Genomic DNA, 13424 nt, shown 5'->3' with positions numbered 1-13424 from the left:
TCCCGGTGTCCGAGCGTCATAGGGTCCGGGTCGCCAGCGATCCTCGTGACGTTCCCAGAAGGCATACCAACCCGCCATGTCCTCCGAGAGTCCTGCGCCGAGCAGACGCTAAGCGTTCACTTTCGGCGGACGTTAGTGAGGAAGCGGGTCACGCGGTCCCCCGCAAGGACCTCACGTGGCCACGCACGACCCGGGAAAGCCCGCCCGCTGTGGATACCTGGGTGGCTCCAGAGCGCTCCTCACCGAGAATGGACGACGTGACCCAAGCGCCCGACGTGTACCGCTCGAAGACGTGGCGGGTGCGCCTCTGGATTCAAGCGGGCTGCGTGCTCCAGGCGGTTGGCTGGGTCGCGTTGTTCGGCGTCCTCGGCATCAGGGGCAACGAGGGCCTGCTGACATGGGCGGCCGCGGTGGGGTTCGTCGTCGTTGTGCCGTTCCTCGCGCTGTGGCCCGCCATCCGCCTGCGGCGAGACGGTGCGCTTGTCCTCCGTGGGTGGACGCAGGTGAGACTGGCCCACGTAGCGGAGATAGCGCGGCTGTCGATGACCGAGTACGGGCTGCGCTTCGAGTTCGAGGACGGCACGACGTTCACCAGCGTCATCTTCCAGGCGACGCACTATTTCAAGCGGCCGCGCGTCCTGGAGTTAATCGACGCTCTGCGGGGTGACGGTGAGAAGCTCTACGACCCCTGGGACGTGCTGAAGCCCGGCGGAATCGAACTGTACTCGAGGCCCGGTGATGACCGTCCCGGTGATTAGGAATCGTCTGCCGGCGCCCTGGTGGGCATCGCGCAATTCTCGGCGTAGCCTTTCGCACCGCGCGCTGACCGGTCGTTCCTCGGGCGGGCTACGCAGCACACTGGGCTCACGACTTGTTTCTCAAGAGCTCTTTGACGGCTCCGTCGTTCGTGACCACTCGCCAGAGCTCGGCGGCCGCCTCGGACTCCTCAGCAAACACACGTTCGTTGTTTCGCCTGCCGCGTTCGCTGTAGTAGACGTGCCAGCCATCGGACTCTTCGACAAGGCAGTACCTCTCGTTCTCGTCTGCCCCGATGCTAAAGACGGAGTGGGGCACGCCGAGCTGCTTGAATCGTGACGCGAGATCCATGGCCGAAGCGGACGCCGCGAGGTGAAGAGGCGAGGACAGTGTGCCGCGCACGCAGGCGCGGATGGAGTGCGACGCGAGCCCGATGGTCGGTCGCTAACCAGACGTTGGCCGACGCGCGATCACCGGTCGGCCAACGCGCGCCGACGACCCCGTGGGGTTACTCGTCACTGTCATCCAGGTAGACCGTTGCGTAGACATCGACACCGAGCTCCGAGAGCTTGTCGGTCAAATCCACTGGGAGAACGAACCCGCCCTGGGTCGAGTCTGAGTCCATTGACCACAGGATCCGGGCATCGCAATCCTTCGGCAGGTTCGCGACCCGCCCGAACGCCGGATCGCTGCGCATGAGAAGCGCTCGCAGGGCTCCCGTACCGGTTTGGTCGGCGCCGGTGTTTGCGAGTGAATCGACGTCGATCGACCAGGCGTGGTTCTCGCGGACGCGACCAGAGGGCGCCACGGTGCCTTTGTGCTCGACTCTGGTCGGCGTAAGCGCAAGCATCGCCGATATGGCGGCGGGCTCAGTGTCGGTAGAAAGCACAACCAGCGACGCTCGGCCGGACTGAATCATGAGCCGAGCATAGGTGTAGTCGCACACCCGTCCCGACCGGCACGCAGGTCGGTCCTCCGCAGCTCATCCCCAACCGGTTGCGCGCAAAACGCGAACTGCGGTGCCTGACGGGCGTTAACCGCTCCCCCGCTGTGCCGGCCGCCGGCGCTCCACCCGCTCTGGCGCCTTGAGAACGGCATGGATGCACGTTTACCCTGCCCGGTGATGCTGCGCGCTCAGGAGCGCTAAACGTCCGGCCAGACGTACGTCTAGTGAGAAACGGGCGCAGTCTTGGGTCGCTGACACTCACCCTGCGGCGGACACGGGTGGACATGAGACGTCGATCTCCGGTGGGCAATCTACTCACGTGAAGTGTTGTGGGCAAAGTGTGGGCAAGGTTCATGTGCGGGCCGATTCGACGTCCGCGCCGATCGTTCTCGACGCGTCTGAGTCGTTCTCGTTCCGCCTCATGCCGACGGCCCGACCGGGACCGCCGGCGTGAGAAAAGCCCTGACCACGGCCGTGCCCACATCCGAGACGGAACGAGACGGAACCAAAAGGAATGGGCCAGATCGAGACCGTCCGAGAAGGACGTCGATCTGGCCCAAAATGGCGGTGACGGTGGGATTTGAACCCACGGTAGGGGGTTACCCTACACAACTTTTCGAGAGTTGCACCTTCGGCCGCTCGGACACGTCACCGCCGACAAGCTTACGACACGCGGGCGGATGCCGCGAATCGGCGCAGCACCTCCGCTACAGCGCCGGCGATGCCGGCCTCACGCGTCGAGGAAGGCCTCGTGGTGATACCCCTCGGGGTCGAGCACCGCGACGGTCGACTCGGGGACCTCGAGGAAGACGCCGGGAAGGTCGTTGAGCGGCTCCGACACGACGACCTGCGCGTGGTCGCCGAAGAGCGAGAGCCGGTCGGCGTCCGGGTACATGGCCCGGATGGTGGGAACGTCGGCCGAGTGGAACAGCGAGCGGGAGCGCCCCTGCGACGAGTAGCGGAACGCCCACAGCGTCTCGCCGTCCGACACGGCGAGCGTGCCCTGCATCGGGAACTGCACGCCGGCGGCGTGGCCGGCCTCTTCCACGCGGCGGACGGCGGCTCCGACCGCGCCGATCGGGTCATCGGCGAGACCGAGGGTCAGCGCGAGGTGGAAGAGGACCTCGGTGTCCGTCGTGCCCTGCATCAGCGAGTACAGCGACGGGTCCACGGCGAGCGCGAGCTCGCGCTTGATCAGCCCGAACTGCGAGATGGCGCCGTTGTGCATGAACAGCCAGTTGTCGTGACGGAACGGGTGGCAGTTCGTCTGCTGGATCGGCGGGCCGGCCGCCGCACGGACGTGTGCGAAGAACAGCGGGCTCACGACGGCCCGGCTGATCTCGCGCAGGTTCTGGTCGTTCCACGCCGGCTCGATGCTGCGGAAGACGGACGGATGCCGCGGCCCGGCGGCATCCGCATCCGCGACGGGGTACCAGCCGAAGCCGAAGCCGTCGCCGTTCACGGTCTCCGCGCCCAGCGGAGAGTTCTGCGCCATCGCGACGACCGAGTGCTGCGCGTCGAGGATGAGGGCTGCCGGCCGGAGCGGCTCCCCCGTGTACGCCAGCCAGCGGCACATCGCAGCTCCCGAAGTCGTCGGTCGACACCGCAGCGCGGCGCTGCCGCCATCGTAGGGCGGTGCGCTCCCGGCCGATACCCGCATCCCGCGAAGCGGCCCTCGGTGTCGTCGGCCGGGTCTAGCGTGGGCTGGTGACCGATCATCAGCCTGCCTCCGGCACGTCGGCGCCGGTCGGCCGCATGACCGCGATCCAGCGGTCGGTGCTGTGGATCGCCGTGCTCGGGTCGTTCGTCGCCTTCCTCGACGGCACGATCGTGAACGTCGCCCTCCCCTCGATCAGCGAGGAGCTGGGCGGCGGGATCACGACGCAGCAGTGGGTGGTCGACGCCTACCTCATCACGCTCGGCGCCCTCATCCTCGTCGCCGGCTCGGTCAGCGACGCGTACGGCCGCGTGCTCGTCCTGCGCATCGGCCTCATCGGCTTCGGCATCGCCTCGATCGCGATCGCGGCCGCGCCCACGGCCGAGTTCCTCATCGTCGCCCGCGCGGTCCAGGGCGCGGCAGGCGCGTTCCTCGTCCCGAGCTCGCTCGCGCTCATCACGTCGAACTTCACCGGTGCCGCGCAGAGCCGCGCCATCGGCATCTGGACCGCGATGACGACCTCCGCCATGATCGTCGGCCCGCTCATCGGCGGCGTGCTCGTCGACCTGGTGTCGTGGCGGCTCGCGTTCCTGATCAACGTGGTGCCGATCGCCGTGACCCTCGTGCTGCTGGCGCGCGGCGGCTTTCGCGACACCCGGCATCCGGGAGCATCGATCGACTGGATCGGCGCAGCGCTGTGCACCCTCGGCCTCGGCGGCATGGTCTACGCCCTCATCGAGCAGCCCAACCTCGGCTGGGGCTCCCCCGTCATCTGGCTGACGCTCGTGATCGGTGCCGGCATGTTCGCGGCGTTCATCCTCCGCCAGCGCACCACGCGCCACCCGATCCTGCCACTCGACCTGTTCCGGGTGCGCAACTTCTGGACGGGCAACGTGGCGACCGCGTTCATCTACGGAGCACTCGCCCTCAACGGCCTCGTCGTGGTCGTGTACCTGCAGGAGGGCGCCGGGCTGCCGGCCACTCTCGCGGGACTGGCGAGCCTGCCCATGACGATCCTCATGATCCTGTTCAGCTCGCGCGTCGGCGCGCTCAGCGGCAGGTGGGGTCCGCGGTTCTTCATGACCGTCGGCCCGATCACGATGGGCATCGGCGCACTGCTGCTCCTCACGACGACCACCGAGTTCTCGTACTGGTGGCAGATCCTCCCGAGCATGATCGTGATGGGCGCCGGCCTCGCCCTCACCGTCGCGCCGTTGACCTCGGCGATCCTCGGCGCGATCGAGCCCGAACGATCCGGCATCGCGTCCGCCGTCAACAACGCCGTCGCGCGCGTCGCGGGACTCATCGCCGTCGCCCTGCTCGCCACCATCGTCGGCGGCAGCCTCGACCTCGACGGCTTCCACCGCGCGGCCATCGTCACCGCGGCGCTCATGATCGCGGGCGGCGTCACGTCGTTCCTCGGCATCCGCAATCCGCAGCGCACGGTCACCGCCCCACCCTCCCTCTGACGACGACGGATGCCGCGACCCGGCGGTCGGAGTGGGCGTAGGCACCGCCCCCTGCAAGACTGGCCACATGGCCGTCATCGAGAACTCGAAAGTCACCATCGTCGGAGCCGGCAGCGTCGGCTCGAGCGCCGCGTATGCCGCGCTGATCCGCGGCTCCGCCCGCCATGTCGCCCTCTACGACATCGCCACCCAGAAGGTGGAGGCCGAGGTCCTCGACCTCGCCCACGGCACGCAGTTCACCGGTTCGAGCGACATCACCGGCGGCAGCGACCTCTCGGTCGTCGAGGGCTCGCACGTGGTCGTCATCACGGCCGGCGCCAAGCAGGACCCCGGCCAGACGCGCATCGAGCTGGCGGGCGTGAACGCCCGCATCATGAAGACGATGATGCCGCAGCTGCTCAGCGTCGCCCCCGACGCCATCTACGTCATCGTGACCAACCCGTGCGACGTCCTCACCGTGCTGGCGCAGGAAGACACGGGACTGCCGTCCGAGCGCATCTTCGCGTCGGGAACGGTGCTCGACACCTCGCGCCTCCGGTGGAAGCTCGCCGAGCGCGCCGGCGTCTCGACGTCGAGCGTGCACGCCTACATCGTCGGCGAGCACGGCGACACCGAGTTCCCACTGTGGTCGAAGGCGACGATCGGCACCGTCCCGATCCTGGAATGGGTGACGCCCCGCGGCGACCGGCTGACCGTCGAGGAGCTCGACCAGATCGCCATCGACGTGCGCGACGCGGCCTACAAGGTCATCCAGGGCAAGGGCGCGACGAACTACGCGATCGGCCTGTCCAGCGCCCGCATCATCGAGGCGATCCTCAACGACGAGCGCGCGGTCATGCCCGTCTCGCCGGTGCTGCGCGACTTCCACGGCGTCGACGGCGTCGCACTCTCGGTGCCGTCGATCGTGAGCGCGGCCGGCGCGGTGCCGGTCCGCGAGACCCAGTTCGACCCGCACGAGCTCGAGCTGTTCCACGCCTCCGCCGATGCGCTGAAGCAGGTCGCCGACTCGCTGCGCTGATCGACACCCCGGCCGCCCGGCCCGCCGTCGGGGTCATGTCGTGCCCCCGCCGTACGCTGGCCACATGCCCGCTGCCAGACGCCCGACGCAGACCGCGCCCTATCGGTGCACCGAGTGCGGCTGGACCACCATCAAGTGGGTCGGGCGCTGCGGCGAATGCCAGCAGTGGGGAACGGTGGTCGAGGCCGCTGAGCAGACCGGCATCCTGCGCTCGATCACCCCGGTGTCGCCGGGTGCCGCGCGGGCGGCGCAGCCGATCACCCGCATCGACACGTCCGATGCTCCGCGGCGCACGAGCGGCGTCGGCGAGTTCGACCGCGTGCTCGGCGGCGGACTCGTGCCGGGCGCCGCGATCCTGCTGTCGGGCGAGCCCGGCGTCGGCAAGTCCACGCTGCTGCTCGAGGTCGCAGCGCGGTCCGCGAACGCAGGGCGCCGTGTGCTGTACGCGAGCGCTGAGGAGTCGACGGCGCAGGTGCGCCTTCGCGCCGAGCGCACCGGCGCGCTGCACGACGAGCTGTACCTCGCGAGCGAGACCGACCTGGCGACCATCCTCGGCCACGTCGACGAGGTGGCACCCGACCTGCTGATCGTCGACTCGGTGCAGACGGTGTCGTCGGCGCTGTCAGAGGGCATGGCGGGCCACCCGTCGCAGGTGCGCGAGGTCGCGGCGACCCTCATCCGCGTCGCGAAGGAGCGCGGGCTGCCGACGATCATCGTCGGCCACGTCACGAAAGACGGCTCGATCGCCGGACCCCGCATCCTCGAGCACCTGGTCGACGTGGTGTGCCAGTTCGAGGGGGATCGGCAGACGTCGCTGCGCTTCGTCCGCGCGCTCAAGAACCGCTTCGGCCCGACCGACGAGGTCGGCTGCTTCGACATGACCGGCGCCGGCATCGCCGAGGTGCCCGATCCGAGTGCGCTGTTCCTGGGCCACGGCAGCACCGAGCCGGGAACGTGCGTCTCGATCGCGCTCGAGGGGCGTCGTGCGCTCCCGGTCGAGGTGCAGGCGCTGACGATCGACAGCAAGTCGCCCAACCCCCGCCGCATCGTGAACGGCGTCGACGCGGCGCGGGTCGCGACGGTGCTCGCGGTGCTCGAGAAGCGCGTCGACATCAAGACCTCCGACAAGGACGTCTATGTCTCCACCGTCGGCGGCGTGCGGTTCGTCGAGCCGGCGGCCGACCTCGCCATCGCCCTCGCGGTCGCGGGAGCGGTCAAGGGCTGGAACATCCCGCGGCACATCGCGGCCGTCGGCGAGCTGAGCCTCGCGGGCGAGATCCGGCCGGTCACGCAGGCCGCGCAGCGGCGCACCGAAGCGGCCCGGCTCGGCTACCGCGACCTCATCGACGACCGCTCCGGCCGCCTGCGCGGTGCCCTCGACGACGTGCGCACCCGCGCGAAGGGGCGACCGGGGGAAGACGTCCCCGAGTTCTGAGCCGACCCGGCGCTTCAGCGGCAGCGTAGGTCCTCAAGACCGCCACAACGCCGGAACCCCAGGCCGCCGCGCGACGCCGGCACCCCCGTGTGGCCGCCGTTCCTCAGCGCCCCGCGCTTCAGCCGCCGGGCCTCAGCGGCCGCGAGGCCGCCGGCGACGTGCCGGATCGACGAACCCGAGCACCACCGGGATCACGAGCCCGGCGGCGCAGACGATGCCCACGAGCAGGTAGTCCACCCCGCGAGCGTGCCAAACCCCCGGGCGAAAGGGGCGAGGCGCGACGGAGTGTCGCGAATGCGCCGGCCACAGTCGTGACGGCGGCCGCGGCATCCGTCCCCGCGTGATGCAGTCAGGCGTCCAGCGCGGCGATGAGGTCGGTGGGCGACGCCTGCATCGGGTGCGGCCCGGCGATGTCGAAGAAGACCGTGGTGATCTCGTCCTCGTGTGCGGCGAGGAAGGTCCGCAGCCATGCCGGCGACTGCAGCGCGACGCCGGGCGGCAGCGAGGCCGGCTTGTGCGCGGCGTCGCTGAACAGCAGCAGGGCGACGTCACCGGTCTTCGGGTCGCGGTACGTCCACACCTCGCCGACGTCGAGCGGGTTGTCGCGGTCGCCGGCACGCATCAGCGGCGCCACCGTCGGACCATGCCGCAGCGCGAATGCCACCGCGGCCATGTCCTGCGTCTGCAGCGCGTCCGCGAGTTGCGTGTTGCGGAACTCGAGCGGTTCCTTCTGCTTGTTCGCGCGCTTCTTGCCTGCCACCCGTCCAGCGTAATCGCCCCCAGAACCGACGGCAGGGCGGCCGATCAGACGAGGAACCCGCGCAGCAGTGCTTCCGAGCCGGCCAGGTGCTCGAGGATCGCCGCTTCGGCGGCATCCGGTCGCCCGGCGAGGATCGCCGTCACGATGTGCTCGTGCTGGGCGTTGGAATGCTCGATGTTACGCGGCAGCAGCGGGAACGTGTCGAGCCATTCGTTGACGCGGGCCCGGTTCTCCGCGGCGAGGGCGACGAGCGACGGGATGCCGGCGAGCTCGGCGATCGAGAGGTGCAGCAGCGTGTCGAGGCGGCGGTAGTCGGATGCCGATGCCTCGGCGACGACCTCGTACCGCGCCCACAACTCGTCGCGCGCGGCGGCGTCGAGGCTGCGGGCGGCGGCGGCTCGGGCGGCCCCCGCCTCGAGCACGCGACGCAGGCCCAGGACGTCTTCGAGCTCGGCGGCTGTGACATCGCGAGGATGCGGGGGCTGCGGGAGCGGGTCGGCGACGAACGTGCCGCCGTACCGGCCGCGGCGGCGCACGAGGTAGCCGGTGTCGGCGAGCTCGCGGATCGCCTCGCGCACGGTGTCGCGGCTCACGGCGTACATCACGGCGAGCTCCCGCTCCGACGGCAGCGACTCTCCCGGCGCGACGACGCCGAGCCGGATGGTCTGCACCAGGCGGGCGACCGTGTCTTCGAGCGCGTTGCCCTCACGGACCGGGCGGTAGACGGCCCTGCGCACCTCGTGGAGCGGGGCGTCGGTCATCTGGTGCCTCCATCGTCGGCCATCGGTCGTTGAGCGAGGGAGCGCAGCGACCGAGACGAAACGCACCGGACTTTCCGCACCCGCCCGGGGCGTTTCGACTCGCTTCGCTCGCTCAACGACCGACCTTTCACAGGGGCGTGACGTACGCGTTGGTGATGCCGCCGTCGACGACGAACGCGGTGGCGGTGATGAACGACGCGTCGTCCGAGGCGAGGAACGCGACGGCGGCGGCGAGCTCCTCCGGCTCGGCGAACCGGCCCATCGGCACGTGCACGAGCCGGCGCTGCGCACGCTCGGGATCCTTGGCGAAGAGCTCCTGCAGCAGCGGGGTGTTCACCGGTCCGGGGCACAGCGCGTTCACGCGGATGCCCTGCCGCGCGAACTGCACGCCGAGCTCCCGGGTCATGGCGAGCACGCCGCCCTTCGAGGCCGTGTACGAGATCTGCGACGTGGCCGAGCCGAGCAGTGCCACGAACGACGCCGTGTTGATGATCGAGCCGGTGCCCGCCGGCACCATGTGGCGCAACGCCGCACGCGAGCACAGGTAGACGCTCTTGAGGTTGACGTCCTGTACGCGGTCCCACGCCGGCAGCTCGGTGGTCTCGATCGAGTCGTCGTCGGCGGGCGAGATGCCCGCGTTGTTGAACGCGATGTCGATGCGGCCGAACTCCGCGGCGACGCCGTCGAAGACCGCGTTGACCTGGGTCTCGTCCGCGACATCCATGGCTCGGAACACGCCGTCGACCTCGTCCGCCGCGAGCTCACCGGTCGCCGGATCGAGGTCGGCGATCACGACGCGCGCACCCTCCGCGGCGAAGCGCCGCGCGGTCGCGAGGCCGATCCCGGACGCGCCGCCGGTGATGATCGCGACCCGGTCCTTCAATCTCGCCGTCAGATCCATGATGTTCCCTCTCAGTCCGTCGCGAAGAAGACGTTCTTGGTCTCGGTGAAGTGCTCCGCCGCGTCGGGGCCGAGCTCACGGCCGAGCCCTGACGCCTTCATGCCGCCGAACGGGGTCCAGTACCGCACCGAAGAGTGCGAGTTCACCGACAGCACGCCGCTCTTGACGCCGCGCGAGACCCGCACGGCTCGGCCGAGATTCTCGGTCCAGATGGAGCCGGCGAGTCCGTACACGGTGTCGTTCGCCAGCCGGATCGCGTCGGCCTCGTCGTCGAAAGGCAGCACCGCGACGACCGGGCCGAACACCTCTTCGCGCGCGACGCGGTCATCGGGCTCTGCGAGCACGACGGTCGGCGCGAACCAGAAACCCTCTCCGTCGGGCGCGGAGCCGCGGAACGCGACGTTCGCCCCCTCGAGGAATCCCGCGACGGTGGAGCGATGGGATGCCGAGATCAGCGGTCCCATCTCGGTGCCCTCGTCTGCGGGGTCTCCGACCCGCCACGCCCGCACCGCCGGCTCCAGCAGCTCGAGGAACCGGTCGTACACCTTCCGCTCGACCAGGATCCTGCTGCGCGCGCAGCAGTCCTGTCCGGCGTTGTCGAACACCGCGCCCGGCGCGGCTGCCGCCGCCTTCTCGAGGTCGGCGTCGGCGAACACGATGTTGGCGCTCTTGCCGCCGAGCTCGAGCGTCACGGGCTTGAGCTCGCGGGCGCAGCCGGCCGCGACATCCGTCCCCACCGAGGTCGAGCCGGTGAAGACGACCTTGCGCACGTCCGGGTGCGACACGAACCGCTGCCCGACGACCGAGCCCGATCCGGTGATCACCGTGAACAGCCCGTCGGGAAGCCCCGCCTCGAGCGCGAGCTCACCCAGGCGGATCGCGGTGAGGGGCGTGAGCTCGGCGGGCTTCAGCACGACGGCGTTGCCGGCGGCGAGCGCCGGCGCGAAGCCCCACGACGCGATCGTCATCGGGAAGTTCCACGGCACGATGATGCCCACGACGCCGTACGGCTCGTGGAACGTCACGTCCAGCCCACCGGCGACCGGGATCTGCTGCCCACTCAGGCGCTCAGGCGCGCCGGCGTAGAAGTTCAGCACCTGGGCGACGTGCGACGCCTCCCAGCGGGCCGAGCCGATCGGGTGCCCCGAGTTCAGCACCTCGAGCTGCGCGAGCTCCTCGATGTGCGCCTCGACGACGCGCGCGAAGGCACGCAGCGCATCGGCTCGGCCCACCGGCGGCAGCGACGCCCACGAACGCTGGGCGATGAGGGCACGCGCGATCGCGGCATCCGTCTGCGCCACATCGGCGCGCGCGATCTCGCGGATCGGCTGCGCGGTAGCCGGGTTGATCACGGTGAACATCGACGTCATGCCAGGACCCCGTTCGCCGCCTCGGGACGCGTCGTCTCGCTCGTGGTTCCTGAGCTCGTCGAAGGGCGCTCGCTCGGCGACCGCGAACCCGTCTTGGCATAGACCGACGCCTGGGCGACGAGACCGGCGAACAGGCGGCGGTCCTCGCGATTCTGCTCGGGGTGCCACTGCACGCCGAGGACATACCCGTCGCCGTCGGACTCGAACGCCTGCACCAGGCCGTCGTCGGTGCGCGCGGTGGCGACGAGCCCCGCGCCCAGCTGGTCGATGCCCTGGTGGTGGTAGCTGTGCACGTCGAGTCCTCCGGGGCCGACGAGCTCTGCGAGACGCGACCCCTCATCGACGACGACCTCGTTCGTCGCGAACACGCCGCCGCCGATGCGGAACCGCTCGGTGCCGAGCGCCTCGGGCAGGTGCTGGTGGAGCGTGCCGCCGCGCGCGACGTTGACGAGCTGGAGCCCGCGGCAGATCGCGAGCACCGGCATCCGTCGCTCCTCCGCTCCGCGGAACAGGGCCAGCTCCCACGCGTCGCGGTCGTGGCGGGCCGGGTCGGTGAGCGGATGCCGCTCCGCGCCGTACAGCGACGGGTCGACGTCGAGCCCCCCGGTGAGGATCAGGCCGTCGAGGCCCTCGAGCACCGCCGCGGCCGCGGCATCCGGCTCGGGCTGCGGCGGCAGCAGCACCGCGATGCCGCCCGACGCCGTCACCGAGTCGAAGTACTGCTGCGGCAGGAAGGCGGCGCGGACGTCCCACACCCCCTGCTTCGCCTGCTCGAGGTAGGTCGTCAGGCCGATGACCGGCCGGCGCCCTTCGCCACTAGAGCCGTTCGAAACCACGGACCCTCTCCCAATCGGTCACGGCCGCGTCGTAGGCCTCGATCTCGATGCGCGCCTGGTTCAGGTAGTGCTCGACCATGTCGTCGCCGAAGGCGGCGCGGGCGATGGCCGACTCGTCGAACAGCTGCGCGGCCTCGCGGAGCGTCGTCGGCAGGTGGTCGACGCCGGACGTGTACGCGTTGCCCTCGAGCCGGTCGGGCAGCGGAAGCTCGTGCTCGATGCCGTGCAGGCCGCCCGCGATGATCGCCGCGATCCCGAGATACGGGTTGACGTCGCCGCCGGGCACCCGGTTCTCGACCCGGAGCGAATGACCCCGGCCGATGACCCGGAGCGCGCACGTGCGGTTGTCGATCCCCCACGCGATGCCGGTGGGGGCGAAGGAGCCCTTTGCGAACCGCTTGTACGAGTTGATGTTCGGCGCGAACAGCAGCGAGAACTCGCGGAGCGTGGCGAGGATGCCGGCGATCCAGTGCTCCATGAGCGGGCTGAAGCCGTGCTCGCCGTCCCCCGCCATCACGGGGTCGCCTGCGACCGACCGCACCGACAGGTGGATGTGGCAGCTGTTGCCCTCACGCTCGTTGAACTTCGCCATGAACGTCAGCGCCTTGCCGTGGTGCTCGGCGATGGCCTTCGCGCCGTTCTTGTAGATGGCGTGCTGGTCGGCGGTCTCCTGCACCTCGGCGTAGCGGAACGCGATCTCCTGCTGGCCGAGGTTGCACTCGCCCTTGACGCCCTCGGTGTACAGACCGGCGCCGTCCATCGACAGGCGGATGTCGCGCAGCAGCGGCTCGAGGCGGCCCGAGGCGAGCAGGTCGTAATCGACGTTGTAGTCGGTCGACGGAGTGAGCTCGCGATAGCCCTTGGCCCAGGCATCCCGGTAGGTGTCGTCGAAGACGATGAACTCCAGCTCGGTCCCCGAGAAGGCGACGAGACCGCGGTCGGCGAGCCGGGTGCGCTGGCGGTTCAGGATGTCGCGGGGCGACTGCACGACGGGCTCGCCGTTCTCCCACGTGAGGTCGGCCATGACCAGCGCCGACCCCGGCAGCCACGGGATTCGGCGGAGGGTCGCGACATCGGGCCGCAGCATCATGTCGCCGTACCCGGTCTCCCAGCTCGACATGGCGTAGCCGTCGACGGTGTTCATGTCGACGTCGACCGACAGCAGGTAGTTGCACGCCTCCGCGCCGTGCGGCAGCACCTCCTCCTGGAAGAGTCGCGCCGACACGCGTTTGCCGACCAGACGCCCTTGGGCATCGGCGAAGGCGACGACGACGGTGTCGACGTCGCCCGCGGCGATTCCGGCGTTCAGCTGCTCGACCGTGAGGTTGCCCGGCATCCGTTCCTCCTCCTGTGTCGACGTGCGACGAGACTCGTGGGCGCGGTCCCCCCGAACCGCGCGCACCCGCACACTCTAACCAAAATCCCGTTCAAAGGTAGACACAGCCCACCAATAGGCACCACAATCGGCGAAAAGCGCGTCCGCGCACCCGAGCGCACCTCCCATCGCTAATCCTT

General features: G+C 70.0%; 13 protein-coding genes and 1 tRNA gene. 4 read left to right on the top strand and 10 right to left on the bottom strand.

All coding sequences use genetic code 11. The annotated features are described in order from the left end of the window. Positions 1 to 257 precede the first annotated feature (257 nt). Complete coding sequence (locus VIP82_RS02840) at positions 258 to 758, top strand: hypothetical protein (protein WP_331905773.1); 501 nt, start codon at positions 258 to 260, stop codon at positions 756 to 758. A 106-nt stretch (positions 759 to 864) separates the two neighbouring features. Here the strand turns inward: VIP82_RS02840 and VIP82_RS02835 are convergent, their stop codons facing one another. The 4 genes from VIP82_RS02835 to VIP82_RS02820 all read right to left on the bottom strand — a co-directional run bounded on the left by VIP82_RS02835 (position 865) and on the right by VIP82_RS02820 (position 3278). After that, on the bottom strand, positions 865 to 1107 hold the full coding sequence (locus tag VIP82_RS02835) for a hypothetical protein (RefSeq protein WP_331905772.1): 243 nt from the start codon (positions 1105 to 1107) through the stop codon (positions 865 to 867). Between the two features lie 157 nt (positions 1108 to 1264). Beyond that, positions 1265 to 1675 (bottom strand): DUF4279 domain-containing protein, encoded by a 411-nt coding sequence (locus VIP82_RS02830; protein ID WP_331905771.1) that lies wholly within the window; start codon positions 1673 to 1675, stop codon positions 1265 to 1267. 589 nt (positions 1676 to 2264) lie between these two features. After that, positions 2265 to 2355: transfer RNA gene (locus VIP82_RS02825), tRNA-Ser, on the bottom strand. 77 nt (positions 2356 to 2432) lie between these two features. Then, entirely contained in the window at positions 2433 to 3278 is an 846-nt protein-coding gene (locus VIP82_RS02820; protein ID WP_331905770.1) for a class II glutamine amidotransferase, read from the bottom strand. A 179-nt stretch (positions 3279 to 3457) separates the two neighbouring features. On the opposite strand from VIP82_RS02820, the gene VIP82_RS02815 reads away from it, so the two are divergent. The 3 genes from VIP82_RS02815 to radA all read left to right on the top strand — a co-directional run bounded on the left by VIP82_RS02815 (position 3458) and on the right by radA (position 7281). Further along, the gene (locus tag VIP82_RS02815) at positions 3458 to 4828 is read left to right on the top strand and encodes an MFS transporter (protein WP_331905806.1); all 1371 of its coding nucleotides are present in this window, start codon (positions 3458 to 3460) and stop codon (positions 4826 to 4828) included. Between the two features lie 67 nt (positions 4829 to 4895). Next, on the top strand, positions 4896 to 5846 hold the full coding sequence (locus tag VIP82_RS02810) for an L-lactate dehydrogenase (protein ID WP_331905769.1): 951 nt from the start codon (positions 4896 to 4898) through the stop codon (positions 5844 to 5846). Positions 5847 to 5910: 64 nt separating this feature from the next. After that, positions 5911 to 7281, top strand: coding sequence for a DNA repair protein RadA (gene radA / locus VIP82_RS02805; RefSeq protein WP_331905768.1), 1371 nt, complete (start codon positions 5911 to 5913; stop codon positions 7279 to 7281). Positions 7282 to 7630: 349 nt separating this feature from the next. Here the strand turns inward: radA and VIP82_RS02800 are convergent, their stop codons facing one another. The 6 genes from VIP82_RS02800 to VIP82_RS02775 all read right to left on the bottom strand — a co-directional run bounded on the left by VIP82_RS02800 (position 7631) and on the right by VIP82_RS02775 (position 13245). Next, positions 7631 to 8041, bottom strand: a complete 411-nt coding sequence (locus tag VIP82_RS02800; protein WP_331905767.1) for a dehydrogenase — start codon at positions 8039 to 8041, stop codon at positions 7631 to 7633. A 44-nt stretch (positions 8042 to 8085) separates the two neighbouring features. After that, positions 8086 to 8802 carry a FadR/GntR family transcriptional regulator gene (locus VIP82_RS02795; RefSeq protein WP_331905766.1) on the bottom strand — a complete coding sequence of 239 codons (717 nt, stop codon included), beginning with the start codon at positions 8800 to 8802 and terminating at the stop codon, positions 8086 to 8088. Between the two features lie 127 nt (positions 8803 to 8929). Then, positions 8930 to 9703, bottom strand: a complete 774-nt coding sequence (locus VIP82_RS02790) for a 3-oxoacyl-ACP reductase (protein WP_331905765.1) — start codon at positions 9701 to 9703, stop codon at positions 8930 to 8932. Positions 9704 to 9714: 11 nt separating this feature from the next. Beyond that, on the bottom strand, positions 9715 to 11073 hold the full coding sequence (locus VIP82_RS02785; protein WP_331905764.1) for an aldehyde dehydrogenase family protein: 1359 nt from the start codon (positions 11071 to 11073) through the stop codon (positions 9715 to 9717). After that, complete coding sequence (locus tag VIP82_RS02780) at positions 11070 to 11909, bottom strand: gamma-glutamyl-gamma-aminobutyrate hydrolase family protein (protein ID WP_331905763.1); 840 nt, start codon at positions 11907 to 11909, stop codon at positions 11070 to 11072. The genes VIP82_RS02785 and VIP82_RS02780 overlap by 4 nt, the downstream gene beginning before the upstream one ends. Further along, positions 11890 to 13245 (bottom strand): glutamine synthetase family protein, encoded by a 1356-nt coding sequence (locus VIP82_RS02775; protein ID WP_331905762.1) that lies wholly within the window; start codon positions 13243 to 13245, stop codon positions 11890 to 11892. The genes VIP82_RS02780 and VIP82_RS02775 overlap by 20 nt, the downstream gene beginning before the upstream one ends. Between the last annotated feature and the right edge of the window lie 179 nt (positions 13246 to 13424).

The organism is Microbacterium sp., assembly GCF_036566905.1.
Lineage (GTDB): Bacteria > Actinomycetota > Actinomycetes > Actinomycetales > Microbacteriaceae > Microbacterium.
This window is presented reverse-complemented; position numbering and strand designations above follow the sequence as displayed.